Source organism: Deltaproteobacteria bacterium (assembly GCA_019308905.1).
Lineage (GTDB): Bacteria > Desulfobacterota > BSN033 > WVXP01 > WVXP01 > JAFDHF01.
Genome location: JAFDHF010000041.1, coordinates 46,287 through 64,037, shown reverse-complemented (window position 1 = coordinate 64,037; position 17,751 = coordinate 46,287). Strand labels below are relative to the sequence as shown.

Here is a 17,751-nt window from a genome sequence, read left to right as displayed (position 1 = left end):
CGCAGCGAAACAAATAATAGCACAAGAGTGCCGCGGAGGCAAAAAACAGGTGTAAAGCGCCCCAAAAAACCATGAGGCGCGGGGAAGGCAGTCTCTTCTGGAGGTGGGGTCGCGTCGGGTGTACTGCCGGACAGGAGGATGTGTCGGAAGGGCGGATTGCAGGACCGTCGGATCTTGTTGTATAGATATCTGGGGAAGAGGGAATCATGAGGGTCAAGCTGGCCAAAACCGCGGGTTTCTGCATGGGTGTCAGGCGGGCCATGGACATCACCCTGAAGACGATCGCCAGGCACGGAAGAGGGCTGTTCACCTTCGGCCCCCTGATCCACAACCCTCAGGTTCTGGATCTGCTCAGGGAGAGGGGGGTGGAAATCTGTCATTCTCCCGACGAGGTAGGAGAGAATTGCCCGGTGATCATCCGCGCCCATGGCGTTCCACCCCAGGAGCGGGACGCCCTGAGGGAAAGGGGGGCCACCATCATCGATGCCACCTGTCCAAGGGTCCTGAACGTCCAGTCCATCATCAGGAGGCACGCTCGCAACGGAGGATTCACGGTGATCGCGGGTGACGCAGACCATCCCGAAGTGGCGGGTCTTATGGGTTATGCGGGGCAAGAGGGGATGATCGTGAGCGGCCGGGAGGATGTTGCGAGGATCCCCCCTGGGAAAAAGCTCTGTGTAGTGGCACAGACAACCCAGAACAGGGCAAAATACGAGGGGATTGCCGAGTTGATCCGCCGGAGGTTCCCCGGGGCCGAGATCCATCAGACTGTATGTGATTCGACCCAGAAACGCCAGGACGAAGCAGTCAAGATGACTGCCTCTGTGGACGCCGTAGTGGTGGTGGGAGGAAAGAACAGCGCCAATACGGCTCGGCTGACCGAGCTGGTACGGGAATCGGGGAAGCCGGTTTTCCAGGTGGAGACCGACGAGGAGATCGATCGGTCGTGGTTTGAGAATCTCGAAGTGGTGGGGGTCACTGCCGGAGCGTCGACGCCCAACTGGGTCATCCAGCGCGTCGTGAGAAAGGTGGAAAACATCGTTCCTTCCAGCGGAACCGCGACCCTTCTCTGCAGGATCCGCCGGATTTTCAACCTACTGGTGGAGAGCGACCTCTACGGCGCGGTCGCCGCGGGGTGTCTCTCTTACGTCGCGGCGGGGCTCCAGTCTCTCCCCTTTCACTGGGCTTACTTCCTGATCGCCATGGCCTATGTCTACTCCATGCACCTTCTGAACCGGTTCACCGATAGGGAAGCCGGAAGATTGAATGATCCCGCCCGTGCCGAGTTCTACGAGAAGCACGGTTCGGTCCTCAAGGGTGTGGGAATTGCCTCCATACTCTTCGCCCTGACGATCTCCCTCTTTCTCGGACTTCCGGTCTTCCTTTTCCTGCTGGCCGCCTCGGTGGGAGGGGTGACTTACAGTCTGAGCTTCATTCCCTCCGGGAGGCTGGAGCGGATCCGGTACAGGAGGCTCAAGGATATTCCGGGATCGAAGACCCTATTTATCGCCCTGGCGTGGGCAGGGGTCACTTCGCTGGTCGCACCGCTGAGCACCTCTTTCGGCCTGAGTTTGAACCTCCTTGCCACCTTCCTGGTCCTTGCCGCCATGGTCCTGATTCGATCTGCGGCCTTTGATCTCCGAGACATCCAGGGGGACCTGATCGTGGGAAAGGAGACGATCCCCATCGTTCTGGGGGAGAAGCACACGCAGCGGCTCTTGGCGCTGACCGCCGCCCTGACGGGTCTGGCCTTCCTGGTTCTTCCGCCTCTCGGGGTACTGCCCTTTCTCTCCTATGGACTCGTGGCAGGGATTTTCTACATGGGCTACTGCCTCCAGTTGGTTTTCAGGCACGAGTTTGTCCGCAGCGAGCGGCTGGAACTCCTCATGGACGGCGGCTTTATCCTCCAGGGGCTGATAGTGTTGATCTGGCGTTTTGCGGACCTTCCCCTTTGAGGACGGCCCGACCCAGGGACGACAGGGACCGAAGCCGGGCAGGGATGGCCTTTAGGGGTTCGCCGGCGGTTATGGCGGGGATCTGTCGTCGTATGGACTTGGGCCCTGGGGGTCCGAAAATCGAGGCTGCTTTGAACCTATTCTGAGGTGATCCGATGACACGAAGAACGCCTGCCAAACCCCACGGGTATCACCAGCACGGGGACGTAGAGTATCGGTTTTGTCCGGTTTGCGGCCATTCCCTCCACGCGGAGGTGATCAAGCCGTCTGAGCCGGAGCGGCTCGTCTGTGGGAACTGCGGGTTTGTGTTCTATCTCGATCCAAAGGTGGCCGTCGGTACCCTCGGCACCCTGGACGGCGGAATCGTTCTTCTGAAAAGGGGAATCGAGCCCGCGTACGGGAAGTGGGTCTTCCCGGGAGGATACGTGAATCGTGGAGAGACCGTGAAGGAGGCCGGGATCCGGGAGACGAGGGAGGAGGTCAACCTGGATGTGAGAATCCAGAGTCTCCTCAACGTATACTCTTACCCGGAAAAGCCCGTCATCGTCATTGTTTACACGGTGAAGATCGTGGGAGGTGAACTCGGCCCCGGTGACGAGACCATTGAGGTCGGCACATTCCCCCCTGGTGATATCCCGTGGGAGGAACTGGCCTTCCCCAGCACGCGCGATGCCCTTCTGGAGTATGTGGAGAAGATCTCACACCCATAGAGGGGGTTGTTGGCCGGTCGTTGCCGAAAGACGGCGGTTTCACTCCTTGGACGGGCTTTCTGATACGGCAACGGGAACGGCCTTTTCAAAAACGGGAATACCACCGGGTTTCAGCGGCGGGCTGGTTCTCTTCACGGAGAACGACGCGGTTTCTTCCCTCGGATTTGGCGCGGTAGAGGGCCTTGTCGGCCATGGAGATCAAGGTGTCCGCCGATTCCACATTCTTTTCGGTAATGCCTATGCCGATGCTGACCGTAACCCTCTCGATCTTCCTCCCGTTCGGCAGGGGACGGCTTTCCACGGCGTTTCGGATTCTCTGGGCCGCCGTTTGAGCGCGACGGAAGTCCGTGTTCGGCATGATGACCGCGAATTCTTCTCCCCCGTATCGGGCTACGATGTCGGTCTTCCGGCAGTTTGATTTCAGAACCTGGGCGATGTTCTTGAGTACCAGGTCTCCGGTGAGGTGTCCGTGGGTATCGTTGAAGGCCTTGAAGTGGTCTATGTCGATCATGAGGAGCGAAAGGGGAGAGGACCGTTTCCGGGCCTCTTCGAACTTCTCGTGGATCTGGTCCATGAAGTAGCGATGGTTGTATACCTCTGTGAGGCCGTCGGTCACGGCGAGTACCTCGAGCTGGTCCTTTGCCTTCCTCAGTTTCTCGGAGGTCGTGTTCAGCTCATTTCCGATCTCCTTGTATAGATGTTTGATCTTCTCGAGGTCTTCCTCGGACATTTCGAGTTGCCTTTTTTTCTTCTCGAGTTCCACCCGGGCGGTCTCCAGCGCTCTTCTCGCCTTCTGGTTCTTGAGGCGGGCCTTGCGTTCAAGAAATATGCGCTTCAACCGGAACTCGACTTCTTCGGAAATGAAGGGCTTGGCAAGGAAGTCGGACAGGCCGGGGTTCGGCCAATCCCGGAACCTCTCGAGGGAACGGCCGGTGAAGATGAAACAGATGTCCGGGTGAAGATCCTGGATTTCTTTCACCTGTTCCGGTTCGACCAGTGAAACATCGGCGACGACAAGGGAGACGCTCCCGTTCTCTATATCGGGCAGGGCTTGTTCCAGGTCGCACGCGGTCCCGCGTTTCAGGTCGAGCCGGTCCATGAGGGCGGAGAGAAAGGACGTGGAGCTCTTGTCGCCGTCGATGATGATAGCCCTCTCCCCTCTGGTGTCGCCCTTTCCGCCCATTTGGGTACTTCGAACAAGCAAAGGATATGCCAGAAATTCGGGCGGATCCTGTCTGAGCGCACGGGAGTGTGGACTCTACCGCCGGTGAGATGGCATCTCCGGGTACGGCAAATCCGGGCCGCGCACGGGTTCTTGCAAGGGCAGTTCCAAGGGACGAGAAACACCCGCCGCGGTCGGCACACCCGGGCAGGCGGGCTGTTCAGGGTCAGGAGCCGGTACTCTGTTTGGAGGAGATGTCTTTCACTTCGATGCCTTTGATCCTCAGTTCCTCGAGAAGCCGGCCGGCCTCGACTATACTCTCCGGGGCAAAGACACCCGGCCTGTCGATTTCGCCCCGCGCGATCATCTGGCAGACAACGGAGGCAGGGACACCCGCCCAGTAGGCCGAACTCGTAAGATCGAGTTCCCGGTTGGATCCTACCACCGTTTCCAGACAGAGGGTGGTGCCAAGCCCGTTCCTCGTGCCTCTCGCTTCTACCTGAAGCGCCTTGTGTTCTTCGACGTAGCCTGATACCGGCTCGATGCGCTCCAGGAAGGCGTCAAGAAATTCACGTGGCGACAAGCTGATCCCCTTCACTCGAAGAGGTTCGGTGGAGGTGAGCCCCCACTCGATGAGTGCGTCCATCTTCCTGAGCGTCTCCTCCGGGAACGCGACCCAGTAGGTTACTCTTTCTACACCCTCTATGCTTCTGGAGAGAAACAGGACCTCCGAATGGATCGCGTAAAAGCCTTCGGCCTCTCCGATCGGATCGCCGAATACGTGTGTTCCTCTGCCCGCCAGGGGCTCCAACTCCTTGAAACGGCCGTTCTCGTATACGATCGGCTTTCTGGTGAACTCCTCCAGTTGGATCTTCGGTGAGAGATTGAAGCCCTTGAAGTCCGGTCCCCTGCGCGAACCGACCCGGATGTGGACCTCTTCGGTCCGGTCCAGGGAGTCCGCGAGCTTCTTGGCAAGGACATTGCTCAATCCCGGGCAGCAGCCCATACACAAAACCGCTGTCAGGCCGGCCTCGACAAACTTCGGATGCAACTCGAGCTGTCTTGCAGCCACCGTGAACATTCCGGCCAGGTCCAGGTAATGGGTTCTTTCTTTGACGGCCCGGTTCATGATCATCAGATTGAAGCGCGGTGAGGCCGCGTTTACAACCAGGTCGGCCTTGTGCAGGAGCTCTGAGACATCATCGGTTTCCAGGTCGATCGGTGAGAAGGCGAGTTTGTCTTCTCCATACTCCTCGAGCAGCTTTCTGCCTTTCTCCTGTCTCCTGCCTGCTACGGTCACCAGAGAGATATCAGGACTCTTCAAGAGATCCATGACCAGGGCACGGCCGACGGTTCCGTATCCTCCGAGTACAGCGACATGCATGGCATCACCTCTTGGTACTATTTTTTGAAGGTGGGATCCTGCTCTGGCAGATCCTTAAGTTTTCTTATCCATTCCGGAGACAGAGCATAGGATTCTGCTCCTGCCACAATAACCGCCTTGTAATCCCTGGTCGGCGGGGTGAACGGGGATTTCTTGTCTTCACATGCCACGTATGCGACCACGTCGTGGAGCGTGGTGCCGTCCTCGAGCACCACCGAGACGAGTATGCGTTTGAAATACTCGGGCGCGCGCTCGCGCTGGTCGAGGGTCGCCATGTCCTGTTCCGTCATCGTGAAGACCACCCCCTCCACCTCCTCACCCGGAGAGGGTTCAAGGTTTGCAGCTCCTCCCCCCATGAGCGGGGAATAGTAGTTAAAATCGAGTGCATAGTTCCTGAGGCGGGCGCGGCGTGGGTTCCTCTCATGCAGGGGGATTCGGGGCTTTTTCGTCTTGTCGCAGAACACGTCCAGGGATTCCTGGTTTAGGTTTGATCCATAGGAAAAGTACTCGATCATTTTTCTCCCTCCGCTACCTGCCGGGGCAGGCTCTTTCCCCCTCGGGGTTTTTATGAGAAACAGAGACAGGACCGGCTGATCGTTCCTTCTGTCGCGGCCCGGAAGGTCCCGAGGGCGACGGAACGCCCGAATGGTTCAGGGTCTACCGGCTCCTTTGGCCTTTCCTGTCCCGCCACATCCGTTCCTGGTCGGGATTGTCCCGAAAGAATCTCCCGATTATCTCCTCGCTCTTCTGTTGGGCCTCTTCCAGAGCCTGATTCAGATCGATTGTCGTCATTCTTCCGTCTCTCTTCAGGAACCGCCCGTCCACAATCACATTGTCCACATCCCCTGGAGAGGCGTAGAGCACGATACTGGTCACCGGGTCCTGGCTGGGTTTCAAGTAAGGGTTGTTCATGTTGATGGTGATGAGATCGGCCTTCTTTCCCTTTTCCAGCGAACCGAGGTCCTTGGAAAGGCCCAATGATTCGGCCCCCTTTCTGGTTGCCATCTCGAGGAGCTCGTAGTAGGTCGGCCTGCTGGTTTTTCTGTCCGCCGCCATCATCTCATCGACCCCACCCGACAGCTTGGCTCTGTAGGCCTGGAAGATGATGTTCTTCCTGATCAGCTGGAACATGTCGTGGTGGTAGTCGTCTGTTCCGAGGCACACGTCTATCCCCAGGTCCATCCACCTGGTAAGGGGTGTATGTGCGAACAGGCACTGGATGATACGGGACCCTGAGCGGGCGATGAGCTGGGTGTCGTGCTCGGTGAGAAAGGCGCAGTGGGTGGCACAAAAACCGGGGCCGAGTATACCCAGCCGGTCCATCAACTCGGTTGGGGTCACGCCGTGGAGTCTTCTTACTTGTTGAAACTCTCGCCAGCTCTGAGACAGGTGGGTCGTGATCAGGAGATCGTGCTTTTCGGCGAACTCCTTGCACTTCTTATAGGTCTCCCCGGTCGTCATGTCAGGAGCCTTTGGTGTCATCGCGGTCCTGATCCGCCCGTTGTCTCGTCCCTGCCACTTCTCGAAGAGCTCCACCGCTCTTTCGAAGCCGGCTTGACCCTTCTCAGGCAGATAGACGTATTCCCCGTACCTGAGTCGTTCCAGATCCACCTCCTCGATATCAGCGCCGAGCAAGGCCCTCAGGCCGGCTTCTTCCACCACGCCGGCGAAGCCGTCAGGGTAGGTGTAGATGACCATGATCGTCGTGCACCCCCCGTAGATGAACTCGGCGCAGGATGCGAGTCCGAGCATCTCCATGTCGTCCGGCCTCCTGTATCCTTCAAGGGGCAGGTTCACAGTGAAGAATTCCCCGATCAGCTCGTATACGCCGCGAAAGTACTGCTGCAAGTGGCAGTGCGCGTTCACAAAGCCCGGGAGCACGACCCTGTCCTTGCCGTCGATCACCTGGCATCCTTCAACGTTCTCCCCGGCCAAGTCGCCGACACCCGATATGATTCCGTCTCGGATCAGGAGGTCTCCCCTGGGGTATGTTCGACCCTCCCCGTCCATTGTCAGGATATAGGCGTCCTTTATGAGAATGTCCTTTCTTTCGTCAAGCATATCCTTACCCTCGCACGCTCAAGATGATGGTGTCATCGCCTGGTTGAGTCCTCGGACGCGATTCTCGGATCGAGGTAGACGTAGATCAAATCCATGACGAGGTTCAGCACGATGACCACCATGGCCATGAGAAAGAAAGTGGCCTGGGCGACCGGATAGTCGTGCCGCGTGACGGAGTCGACCATGAGGCGGCCGACTCCGGGCCAGGAGAAGACCACCTCCACCAACACCTGGCCTCCGAAAGCAAACCCTATCATGATCGTGGAATAGGTGAGGACCGGAATGATTGCGTTGCGGACCGCTATGCGCCTGATCTTGGAGGGCGAGAGCCCTCTCGCCCTGGCAAAGCTCAGGAATTCTTCGCCGATGAGTTCTATGATGCTCGTCCTGGCTATCATCAACACGTCACCGACGTTGTAGAGGATTGTCACCACGAAAGGGAGGGCCATGTGGTGGGCTACATCGAGGAATTCTTGCCACCACGTCAGTCCCTTGGCTTCGACGGTCCTCATCCCCCCGAGAGGGAAAAGATCGAGGTAAAAGGATAAGAACATCATGGCAAAGACGCCGCTCACAAAAACCGGGAAAGACCGCGCCAGCAGGGAGAAGATGACCCCTGCTTTTTCCGTCTTCGAGCCGTGTTTCCACCCGAGATAGGACCCTGCCATTATCCCGAGGACCACGGTAGCCAGCATGGCCGGCCCCATGAGGATCAGTGTGTTGAAGATCCGGGGGGTTATGATGGCGACCACATCGTCCCGGTAGAAGAACGATCTGCCCAGATTGCCTTTCAGCAGATTGCCGACGTATCGGAAATACTGAATGTAGATGGGATCGTTGAGCCCCCAGGCTTCCCTTATGGCCTCGATTTCTTCCGGTGCCAACCGGCCGCTCACGTACATGGCGGTCGGATCACCCGGTACCAGCCGAAACAGGAAGAACATCAGAGTCAAGACGACCAGCAAGGTCAGGATGGTCTGCAAGACCCTGCTGACAACGTACCTTCCCTGCAAGATCACTCACCCTTTCCCGGCGAACGGACACGCAACCAGGTGTCCGCTCCCCGTGTCCCTGAGGCGGGGTTTTTCCCTGCTGCACAGTTCGGTCCTGGCCGGACATCTCGTTTGGAATGCACAGCCTCGGATCACTCGTGTGAGGTCGGGCGGCTCCCCTGAAATGATACCGGAGGTGTGACGCACCCGGGAAAAATCCGGCACCGGGACAGCAGCAATAAGAGCTTTGGTGTAAGGATGGAGAGGCTCGGATATCACGTCTCTCGGCTTACCCATCTCGATGATCTCACCGGCATACATCACTGCCACTTTCTTGCACAGGCTTCCGAGCAGAGCCACATCGTGTGAAATATAGAGCATGGCCATCTGGAGCTCTTCCGTCAAATCCCTGAGCAGGTTCAGTATGCTTGCGCGTATCGACACGTCCAACATGGATACAGCTTCATCGGCGACCAGCAGGGTCGGCTCCAGCACTATCGCACGGGCGATGCAGACACGCTGTCTCTCGCCACCGCTCAACTCGTGGGGGTACTTGTCGATGAACGATTCGATGGGGGTAAGCCGGGCCCTTTCCATGGCCCGCACTATGCGGTCGAACCTCTCTTTCCTGGAGCCCAGGTTGTGGATCCTCAACGGCTCGTCGATTGTGCGGCGGACGGTGAACCGCGGGTTCATGGATTCGAAGGGATCCTGGAAAATCAACTGTGCCCTCTTCCTGAAGTCTTTCAGCTCTGCTCCTTTGAGTTCTCTGAGGTCTCTGCCTTCGAAGATGATTTTCCCGTCCGTGCAGGAGTAAAGGCCGAGCAAAAGCATACCGGTAGTCGTCTTGCCGCAGCCGCTCTCACCCGCCAGGCCGAATACCTCTCCCCTTTCTATGGAGAAGGAGATGGAGTTGACGGCCCTTACGTATCTCTCCTCCCGGCCGCGGGTGAAGAGAGACGCCATCGCGTCGAGCAGCGATTTTCGCACCGGAAAGTGCTTCTTAACATCGACCAGTTCTATCATGGAGCTCCTGGGCCGCCTGTCTCTTCGCGGTTTCTGCCAGCAGGATCTCTTTGATCCTGAGGCGGAACTCTTCTGCATGGTCCATTCGGAGGCAGGCACACAGATGCCCTGGTTCCACCTCCACGGTGTCCGGAACGGTTTTGTAGCATGCTTCCACAGCGAATGGACATCTCGGTGCAAACCCGCAACAATCGAGAGGCCTCGTCAACTCGGGCGGGCTCCCCGGTATGGAAACAAGCTCCTTATCCAGGTCGGAAATGCTCGGGAGCGCTCCTTTCAACCCCATGGTGTAGGGATGAAATGGGTGATCAAAGACCATCTCAATCGGCCCGAACTCCATGAGCCTCCCGGCATACATCACCCCGACTTTCTCGCAAATCTCGGCCACCAGAGATATGTCGTGGGTGATCAAGACGAGGGAGATCTTCTTCGCTTCCGACAAGGAGCGTAGGAGATTTATGATCTGGGCCTGCATTATCACGTCGAGGGCCGTCGTGGGTTCGTCGGCGATGATCAACTTCGGGTTGAGGGCAACGGCCATGGCGATAATGACCCGCTGCCGCATGCCGCCGCTGAATTGATGGGGGTACTCGTGAATCCGCCTCTTGCTAAGGCCCACCAAGTCGAAGAGCTGTTCAGCCTCCAGCATGACCTTCTGTTTGTGCGGCATCCCGTGGGCCGCGAAGGTTTCCAGAAACTGTTCGGAGATGCGGGCAACGGGATTGAGGGCGTTCATGGCGCTTTGGGTCACCAGGGAGATCTCAAGCCACCTCACCTCGTTCAATTCGGTCTCACTCAGGCGGAGCAGGTCGCGTCCCCGAAAGAGTATGTTTCCATGGGTAGTCCGCGCATTTTCCGGCAGCAATCTCAATATGGCCTTGGCGATGGTGCTCTTGCCGGAACCGGACTCGCCGACCAGGCCTATCCTCTCACCCTGCTCCAGTGTGAAAGAGACCCGGTCGACTGCGTGGATCTTCTTGCCTTGGCCGAGCCGATAGGACACGCTCAAGTCCCGGACGTCCAGCAGGGGCTGCGAGTTGCGGTTCAACCGCTCCGTCATCGGCAGGGGGTCTCTCGGTGCCACCATGGTCTGCTACTTCCTCTCTCTCAGGCGAGGATTTATCTTGTGTTCATAGGCGAACCCCACCATGAAGGCAGAGACGACGAAGATGGTGATGGCCATCCCAGGGGGTACGACGACCCACCAACTCCCGCGGACCGAACCCGTCTGAAAAGCGCCGTAAAGCATCGTCCCCCAGCTGATCATCCTGGGGTCGCCGAATCCGAGAAAGCTCAGGCTGGCTTCCGCGATAGTGGCCCAGGCGATGCCGAGGGCGATGTAGAGGAACGAGATGGGAAGGACGTTGGGCAGGATGTGCACATACATGATTCGGATGTTGCTTGCACCCGCGACGCGGGCTGCCTGCACGAACGGCCTCTCCTTGAGACTCAGGACCTGCGAACGGATGACTCGCGCGGTTGTTCTCCAGAAGAGTATGGAAATCGTGAGGATGATGTTCCAGATTGAGGGTTCGGTCAGGGCGATCAGGAGAATGGCGAAGGGCAGGAATGGAATGCCGAAAGTGACGTCGGTGAGACGCATCAACACACTGTCGAGCCGCCCGCCGAAATATCCTGAAATCAGCCCTATGTTGGTGCCGATAAAGGTGATGAACAGAGCAGCCGTCACGCCGACTATGAGTGCGGCCCGGGAGCCCATTATCAACTGGCTGTAGACGTCATAACCGTAATAGGTGGTGCCGAGCCAGAATCTGGTTGAAGGCGGCTGCGAACGGGCAAGCCGGTTGTCCACGTATTGGTATTCGGTGGGATCGTACCGGATCAGGTGAGGGGCGCCCACGGCCACGAAGACAAACAGGCACATTACCGCGAGGCCCACGAGCCCCGCCTTGTTTTCTAACAGGAAGCCTGCGGATGAAAGAATCCTTTTGATGAATCTCTGCTTCACATCAAAGTCTTGGAAATCCAACCCCCCGGGCGCTCGGTCACCGGGGGGTGGATCTGCCAGTCACATAGCAGCCGGGCTACTTCTTTGGATAGTGCAAGCGGCCCTTCTTGTCCCACGTGTAACCCGCTTCCTTGAGGATCCTGCGAGCAGTATCCAGGCTGAACTCGGTGGCCTTCAGGTTCGGATTGGACCAGAAGGTCAGGGCAGGGGAGATCGGCTCGTCGGGCGCGACGATGCCGTGGCCGCCATAGTTGATATCGAGCATCAACCGCCGGTTTACGGCGTGCTTTATCGCCTGGCGAAATGCAGGATCGGCGAAGGGCTTCTGTTTGAAATTGGGACGAAGCTCGGTCGGTCCGACGCTGCCGGTGCTGACGGAGGTCAGGTGAGCAAACGAATCGAGGCGCTTGGCCTGCTCGGCGTCCAGGTTCCAGGCGACGATATCGGCGTCCCCTTTCTCGAGTGCGGCCATCAGCCCCTCCGTGGTGGGGATCACCTTGTAGTAGAGTCCGTCGAACTTGGGAGCATTGAAGTGCTGCTTGTTTGCTGCCAGGTGGAAGAATTCGCCTTTTTTCCACTCCGCGAACTTGTAGGCGCCGCTCGCTATCGGCTTGGGGTTGGTCCAGTCGACCGGGTTGTCCACATCGACCGTATCCGGGATCTTTTCCCAGATATGCTTGGGTGCTATGAAAATATAGGGAAGCACCGTCTCCTCGAAGGGCGCATAAGGCTTGTTGAAGACGAGGCGGACCGTTCGATCGCCGACAATTCTCGCCTCTTTGACGAGTTTCCAAATCGTGGCGTGGTTGGGGAATTTCCACTTCTTGACGTAGTCGAATGTGAACTTTAGATCCTCGACCGTGACAGGACGGCCGTCATGAAACTTCATCCCCTTCCGCACGGTGATCTCGAAGTTGAGCGGATCCACGACCTTCCACGATTCTGCTGCCCAGGGTATCAGTTCCAGCTTTTGGTTTCGCCTAACCAGAGGGTCGTATATGAGCCTTAACCACCACATGTCCTCAACATCGGGTGTATAGAAGGGGTTCATGGAATTCAGGCCGTGTATGTTGACGACGGTTATCTCACGCTTGTCGGTCTTGGGGCTCGCGTTCAGATAGGTCAGGGGGATGTACGGCCAGCCCACACCGGAGCCGAGCACGGGCTGAGCCCCCTCGATGCGGTCGCTGTTGTAGGCCTGGAAATAGTCCTTGAAATAGCAGATATACTGCGCGTTGTCACGGTGTAGGATCTCTTCTGCTTTCCAGACCAGTTTTTGCCGCTTCTTGCGCTCCATCTCATCCTGCTGGGCCAGGACCAGCCTGTCGTACTCATCGTTGATGTAGTACCCGTAGTTCTTGCCGCCCGGTTTACTCCGGTCCGAGAGAAAAATCTCGGACAGGAAAAAATTGGGGTCGAATCTGGCCGGTGAGCTGCCCCATGTACAGAGCACCAGGTCAAACGGGTTCTCGCCCCGCACGATGTCGGAGACCCACAGATCATAACCCGATGATTTGATCTCCATCTTGATTCCCAACTTGTCGAGATCCTTGGAAAGGATGCGGGTGATTTCCAGTTCCGGGGGATAGTTCGGGTTCCAATACTTGATCACCACCGGCCCACCGGCTCTGCCTTGAGCCCGGGCCGCCGCAGCGCCCATGGCCAGTGCCAGCAGGAATGAGAGCGCGATTACGAGCAGCAAGCTCCGTGTACGGTACAAGGGTCTCTTTTCCATCTCTGCACCTCCTCTGTCTTAGTGATTAGGGTTCTGGTCAGGCGACGAGGCCTTTCCCCCCGTGCCCCAGTTGAGGCCGGCCGATGCAGTGAAGCCCGTGTTTGGGTAGCGAGTCCGGACTTCGGTCATCTATATATTGTATTTTCTGTATGCTATACTTTCTCTCCTACCGTGTCAATACTCAGAATCGGTGCAGTCTCCAGAGTTTCGGTCGGGGATTCCTGCAAGTATGTGACCTTACAATCGTTTTCCATAGGAGTTTTTTGGCGCACCCGTCTCGCCGAGAGGAGCGTCCCCGGAGGGACCTGCTCCTGCTTTCTGAGGCCGCAAGGCCGGGTTCAGGAGGTCGAGCGGAGGCGGGGTTTTCGGTGGCGACTGCTTGACAAAGGGCCGGCCTGGAAGCTCCCGGCGTCTAGATGAAACGGTTCATCAGCGCTCTGAGGCTCTCTTCCGCCTTTCCTTCTCCCCTCTGGTCCAGGCGGCCGATGATCTCTTCCACCCTGAGACGCCTCTCGCTGTCCCGGAGGTCGTCGAGACGCCGATAGAGACCTGCCCGCCGGCCTACCTTGAAGGCCAACCGATCTCGTGCCGGCAGCGAGAGGTAACGGTCGATGAGGGCGATCATCTTCTCCTTGTCTTCCGGCAGCCTGCCCTCGACCTCTTCGAGGAGGTTGAGGATGTGGTCGCTCACGAGGCAGCTCCGGATCCCCTCGAGTCGCTCGACAAAAAGGCGGATCTCCCGCACCACATCGTCCTCTTCCAGCAGTTCCATCTCGCCTGATTCGACCTTCCGGTAGAGAGGCATATCGCTGCTTACGCAGAGAGTGCGGAGCCGGATGAATTGCGGGTTGATCCGGTTGAGGGTCGTGGCCGTCGCGACCGCGTGTTCCGTGCTCCATCTCTTTCCGCCGAGACCCGGCATCACATACTCACACAGAGAGATCCCCGATTCCACGACTTTCCTGCCCGCCTCCACGTGCTCGGCGGCGGTAACGCCTTTTCGTATGTAGGCAAGCAGCGGATCGTGGCCCGTTTCAAGGCCCACGTGGATCCTGGACAAACCGGCTTTGCGGAGGGCCGTCAGTTCTTCCACGGTCTTGGAGGCCAGCGTCTTGGAGCGGGCATAGGTGGTGATGCGCGTGATGGAGGGGAACTCCTGTTTCAGGAAGGCCAGGACGTCGGCGAGATCTTCGGTTTTCATGATCAGGCTGTTTGCATCCTGGATAAAGGCCTGGCTTCCCCCGAAGTAGAGCCATGCTGCCACGGATCGATGGCTCTCGCCGTACCTGGAGTAGTCCCCGTAGACGATTCTTACAACCTCGTCGGTGATCTCGCCGCCGCAACCGTGACGCCAGGAGATCTCGCGGATCTCGTCGGCGATCTCCCTGGCCCTCTCGATATCCTTCTTGATTTCGGGTACAGGACGGATCTGGAATTTCCGGCCCTTGTAAGTGTGGCAGAATTCGCAGCGGTTCCACGGGCAGTTCCGGGTCGCTCGAATCAGCAGGCTACGGGCCTCGCTCGGCGGTCGTATCGGTCCCTGTTCGAATTCAAACATAGGATCTCCTCGGAACTATCCATGATACCATGCCGGGAGGATCTTTTTCATCCTCTTGGGGTTCCGATCGCGCGCGGCACAGGGGAACGGATCCGCCCGCGGACGGCTTGGTCCAGAAATTGCACCGCATCATCGCCGTAGAAAAGATCCCTCAAGCCTGCACCGCCGGGTGCCGTTCCCTGGCCATAACGCACCTTGTTGTGTCCAAGACCCCTTGACTCACCGGTGTTTCCGGTGGTATGAGAACCGCTATTATGGCAAATCCCTTCGGATTCAGAAGTCTGACCGTCGGTGCCGTCCTTTCTCTCACCGGCTTCCTCGTTGTTTCGTGTTCAGGTGTAGCCGTAAAGGGATCCTCCCCCGGGACCCCCGAACCCGGTTCGGATCCCCCCGGCCTACAGGCGGGTCTGGAATGGACGGATCTCGACTGGCGTGTTTTCGCCGGGCCCTCTGGTACCGGGTCGACAGGCCCGGCCCTGGATGGAGATCCGTCCGGGGCAGGAGAAGAGGCCGGCGGGGTTGCGGAGGGCCAGGGCCGCGAAGATCCTGGTGATAAGAACGGCCACTCTCCGGATGATGTCAAAGAAGATGAGAACGCCGACCAGGCGCGGCTCTACGATGCCATCGACTTCTGCCAGAAGTCTCAGGATCTCTGGAAGGCGGGCAGGTTGGACGAGGCCAAGAAGAGCCTCGACCAGGCCTACCAGTCGATACTGGACATCAATCGCAGGGAAGACCCTGAGATAGCCCAGCAGATAGATGATCTCCGCTTTCTCATATCCAAGAGGATTCTGGAGATCTACGCGTCCCGTCTCAATGGGGTGAATGGGAACTACAAAGAGATCCCTCTGGTCATGAACGGTTACGTGGAGGCGGAGATAAAGCGCTTCCAAACCAAGGACAGGGATTTCTTTCTCCAGGCCTATTCCCGGTCCGGCAGGTACCGTCCCTACATCCAGGAGAAACTCGAAGAGGCCGGCCTGCCTGCCGAACTCTCATGGCTCCCCCTGATTGAGAGCGGCTTCAAGGTGAGGGCCCTCTCCCGGTCCCGCGCTCTCGGCCTCTGGCAGTTCATCCCTTCCACGGGATACAAGTTCGGCCTGAGAAGGAACCGGTGGATCGACGAGCGGATGAATGTGGAAAAGTCGACCAGGGCCGCCATCGAATATCTGAAAGAGCTTCACGGGATCTTCGGGGATTGGACGACCGTGCTCGCCGCCTACAACTGCGGCGAGGGCACGGTCCTCCGCGAGATTCGGCGCCAGAGGATCAACTATCTCGACGACTTCTGGGATCTATACGGGAGGCTGCCGCGGGAGACCGCCCGTTACGTGCCCAGGTATCTCGCCGTCCTCCACATCATAGCGGATCCTGAGCGGTACGGCTTCGTACTGGACGGCCCGGATCCGCCCATGGCTTTTGAAGAGGTGAGAATAGCCAAGAGGGTGAGACTGAGGGATGTGGCGCGTCAGATAGGAGTTCCGGAAGCCATGCTGGTTGAGCTCAACCCGGAGCTTCGATACAAGGTTACCCCGAAAGGCTACAGTCTCAGGGTACCCTCGGGCAAGGGACGACTCCTCCTGGCGAGGCTCGAAAAGATCCCGGTCTACGTTCCTCCCAAGAGGCGGTATGTATACCACCGAGTCAGACGAGGTGAGACCCTCTCCCACATCGCCAGGAGATACCACACCTCGATACGCTCCATTGCCAAGGCCAACGGAATCGTCCAGAGGAACTTCATTCGGGTGGGCCAGAAGCTCAAGATTCCCGTGAGGTAGAAAGCCTGCCGGGAAGAGAAGCACGCGGGTCCGTTTTACCCTGGAAAGCCTCGCGTTACCCTCGCGATTCTCCGTGAAAACCCCGGAACCCCTGTCCAGGGGCGGTGGAAGAGACTCCCGGAAGGTTAAGATGAGGATGTGCTGGCAAGAAGGAGTTGCCGGTGCCCGTAGAAATCGACCGCCCCGTAGATACCGCTCAGAGAGAGGGAAATCCATAGAAACGCCGTGGCAGCGGTCTGGACGTCGGTGAAGGCGAAAAATCCGACCCCCGCGATCAAGGCCAGGGGGATCATCACCATCCGCTTCAGTCTCTCCTTGGTTCTCTCTTCCCTGCCGAGGGCCGCAACCCAGATATCCAGGCCCTGCGAGGCGAAATCGAATGAGAGAATGAGAATCACCATCCATGAAGCTTCCGGAACGAAACGGACCATGGCCAGTGCGGCCATTGGGACCAGAAAGCCGGTGATAAGCCGGAGGAATACCCCTAGGAGGCTCCCCCCGGTTTCCCTCCAGGCAGAATAGAAGACCCTCAGGTACTGCAGGCCGGAAGCGTAGGTGAACCCCAGGATCACTACCATATAGAGGAGGGCGCTCTGCCTCTTCGGGAAGACGGCCGCGATCGCCAGGATGTATGAAAAACAGCCGAGAGCCAGCATGGTTCGGTGCGGTATTCTCCCCCGGCGGATCAGGTCGACGGCGGCAAGGACCACCGCGACGGCGAGGGGAAGGCAGAAGAGGGCGACAACCAGTCTCCTGTCAGGGACGAGATAGACCAGGAGGATGAAGGCGGCCCCGCCCATTTGAATGGTCGTCTTCGACTTGGCGAGTTCAGTCACCCGGAGCTCCTGTTTTGTGCGGCTCAGAAGGCGCCGGATCTCCGTGATGAGGAACTCTCGAAGGAAGAGGAGAAAGGCCGCCCAGAGGGGAACATAACCGAGTTGGACAAAGGGGATGTAAATGACGGTTATGAAGATCTTGTCCGCTATGGGATCGAAAAGGGTTCCAAAAGGTGTCGTCCCGTAACGTCTTGCCAGGACTCCGTCGAGATAGTCGGTGAATCCGAGCAGGGCGAACAGAGACAGGGCGACGAGCTTTGCCGCAAGACCCCCGTAAAGAAGGACGCAGGGAATGGGGAGACAGATGATTCGTATAATGGTAAGCTGATTTGCCGTGATTCTCACAGGATCTGCCTGCAGGATCGAGCTCTTTTTGTGGTAGACCGCCCGGAAGACCGCGGTCAGAATCCGGACGGGTCAATTAGGATGCCAAGACAAAGAATAAATCAATTTTCTCGGGCAGGCAATGCTTTGTTGCGAGACCTTCTGCCTCGCCTTGCCGGGAGGTCGTGGATCCCTGCTCCGACAGAGACGCTGCAGGCGGCCCCGGGGCAAGCCCTGAGCCGTCCGTCGCGGGATGAAAGT

At 58.2% G+C, this 17,751-nt stretch carries 14 protein-coding genes; 3 read left to right on the top strand and 11 right to left on the bottom strand.

Features of this window, described 5'->3' with window-relative positions:
- The first annotated feature begins 206 nt into the window (after positions 1-206).
- Both ispH and JRJ26_13495 read left to right on the top strand, forming a co-directional pair.
- Positions 207-1,955 carry a 4-hydroxy-3-methylbut-2-enyl diphosphate reductase gene (ispH, locus tag JRJ26_13500; GenBank protein MBW2058502.1) on the top strand — a complete coding sequence of 583 codons (1,749 nt, stop codon included), beginning with the start codon at positions 207-209 and terminating at the stop codon, positions 1,953-1,955.
- 155 nt (positions 1,956-2,110) lie between these two features.
- Complete coding sequence (locus tag JRJ26_13495; GenBank protein MBW2058501.1) at positions 2,111-2,665, top strand: NUDIX hydrolase; 555 nt, start codon at positions 2,111-2,113, stop codon at positions 2,663-2,665.
- Positions 2,666-2,750: 85 nt separating this feature from the next.
- On the opposite strand, the gene JRJ26_13490 is transcribed toward JRJ26_13495, so the two are convergent.
- From JRJ26_13490 to JRJ26_13445, 10 genes are all read right to left on the bottom strand, one after another.
- Positions 2,751-3,848: a diguanylate cyclase gene (locus tag JRJ26_13490; protein ID MBW2058500.1), complete on the bottom strand. Its 1,098-nt coding sequence runs from the start codon at positions 3,846-3,848 to the stop codon at positions 2,751-2,753.
- Positions 3,849-4,053: 205 nt separating this feature from the next.
- On the bottom strand, positions 4,054-5,211 hold the full coding sequence (locus JRJ26_13485) for a saccharopine dehydrogenase NADP-binding domain-containing protein (protein MBW2058499.1): 1,158 nt from the start codon (positions 5,209-5,211) through the stop codon (positions 4,054-4,056).
- Positions 5,212-5,228: 17 nt separating this feature from the next.
- Entirely contained in the window at positions 5,229-5,726 is a 498-nt protein-coding gene (locus JRJ26_13480; GenBank protein MBW2058498.1) for a gamma-glutamylcyclotransferase, read from the bottom strand.
- Between the two features lie 142 nt (positions 5,727-5,868).
- Positions 5,869-7,272 (bottom strand): amidohydrolase family protein, encoded by a 1,404-nt coding sequence (locus tag JRJ26_13475; protein MBW2058497.1) that lies wholly within the window; start codon positions 7,270-7,272, stop codon positions 5,869-5,871.
- A 32-nt stretch (positions 7,273-7,304) separates the two neighbouring features.
- On the bottom strand, positions 7,305-8,291 hold the full coding sequence (locus JRJ26_13470) for an ABC transporter permease (protein ID MBW2058496.1): 987 nt from the start codon (positions 8,289-8,291) through the stop codon (positions 7,305-7,307).
- The gene (locus JRJ26_13465; protein ID MBW2058495.1) at positions 8,292-9,368 is read right to left on the bottom strand and encodes an ABC transporter ATP-binding protein; all 1,077 of its coding nucleotides are present in this window, start codon (positions 9,366-9,368) and stop codon (positions 8,292-8,294) included.
- Positions 9,268-10,350, bottom strand: coding sequence for an ABC transporter ATP-binding protein (locus JRJ26_13460; GenBank protein ID MBW2058494.1), 1,083 nt, complete (start codon positions 10,348-10,350; stop codon positions 9,268-9,270). The genes JRJ26_13465 and JRJ26_13460 overlap by 101 nt, the downstream gene beginning before the upstream one ends.
- Positions 10,351-10,383: 33 nt before the next feature.
- Entirely contained in the window at positions 10,384-11,175 is a 792-nt protein-coding gene (locus JRJ26_13455; GenBank protein ID MBW2058493.1) for an ABC transporter permease, read from the bottom strand.
- 160 nt (positions 11,176-11,335) lie between these two features.
- A complete protein-coding gene (locus JRJ26_13450) occupies positions 11,336-12,994 on the bottom strand; it encodes a hypothetical protein (protein ID MBW2058492.1) in 1,659 nt (552 codons plus the stop codon).
- A gap of 412 nt (positions 12,995-13,406) precedes the next feature.
- Positions 13,407-14,552 carry a radical SAM protein gene (locus tag JRJ26_13445; protein ID MBW2058491.1) on the bottom strand — a complete coding sequence of 382 codons (1,146 nt, stop codon included), beginning with the start codon at positions 14,550-14,552 and terminating at the stop codon, positions 13,407-13,409.
- Positions 14,553-14,806: 254 nt separating this feature from the next.
- Here JRJ26_13445 and JRJ26_13440 point away from each other — a divergent pair, with 254 nt between their 5' ends.
- The gene (locus JRJ26_13440; GenBank protein MBW2058490.1) at positions 14,807-16,330 is read left to right on the top strand and encodes a transglycosylase SLT domain-containing protein; all 1,524 of its coding nucleotides are present in this window, start codon (positions 14,807-14,809) and stop codon (positions 16,328-16,330) included.
- Positions 16,331-16,455: 125 nt separating this feature from the next.
- On the opposite strand, the gene JRJ26_13435 is transcribed toward JRJ26_13440, so the two are convergent.
- Entirely contained in the window at positions 16,456-17,511 is a 1,056-nt protein-coding gene (locus JRJ26_13435; GenBank protein MBW2058489.1) for a CDP-alcohol phosphatidyltransferase family protein, read from the bottom strand.
- Positions 17,512-17,751 lie beyond the last annotated feature (240 nt).

Excerpts from the sequence above, each read along its gene's own strand:
- ispH (MBW2058502.1), top strand. The coding sequence starts at position 207 with ATGAGGGTCAAGCTGGCCAAAACCGCGGGTTTCTGCATGGGTGTCAGG.
- JRJ26_13495 (MBW2058501.1), top strand. The coding sequence starts at position 2,111 with ATGACACGAAGAACGCCTGCCAAACCCCACGGGTATCACCAGCACGGG.
- JRJ26_13490 (MBW2058500.1), bottom strand. The coding sequence starts at position 3,848 with ATGGGCGGAAAGGGCGACACCAGAGGGGAGAGGGCTATCATCATCGAC.
- JRJ26_13485 (MBW2058499.1), bottom strand. The coding sequence starts at position 5,211 with ATGCATGTCGCTGTACTCGGAGGATACGGAACCGTCGGCCGTGCCCTG.
- JRJ26_13480 (MBW2058498.1), bottom strand. The coding sequence starts at position 5,726 with ATGATCGAGTACTTTTCCTATGGATCAAACCTAAACCAGGAATCCCTG.
- JRJ26_13475 (MBW2058497.1), bottom strand. The coding sequence starts at position 7,272 with ATGCTTGACGAAAGAAAGGACATTCTCATAAAGGACGCCTATATCCTG.
- JRJ26_13465 (MBW2058495.1), bottom strand. The coding sequence starts at position 9,368 with ATGCAGAAGAGTTCCGCCTCAGGATCAAAGAGATCCTGCTGGCAGAAA.
- JRJ26_13460 (MBW2058494.1), bottom strand. The coding sequence starts at position 10,350 with ATGACGGAGCGGTTGAACCGCAACTCGCAGCCCCTGCTGGACGTCCGG.
- JRJ26_13455 (MBW2058493.1), bottom strand. The coding sequence starts at position 11,175 with ATGTGCCTGTTTGTCTTCGTGGCCGTGGGCGCCCCTCACCTGATCCGG.
- JRJ26_13450 (MBW2058492.1), bottom strand. The coding sequence starts at position 12,994 with ATGGAAAAGAGACCCTTGTACCGTACACGGAGCTTGCTGCTCGTAATC.
- JRJ26_13445 (MBW2058491.1), bottom strand. The coding sequence starts at position 14,552 with ATGTTTGAATTCGAACAGGGACCGATACGACCGCCGAGCGAGGCCCGT.
- JRJ26_13440 (MBW2058490.1), top strand. The coding sequence starts at position 14,807 with ATGGCAAATCCCTTCGGATTCAGAAGTCTGACCGTCGGTGCCGTCCTT.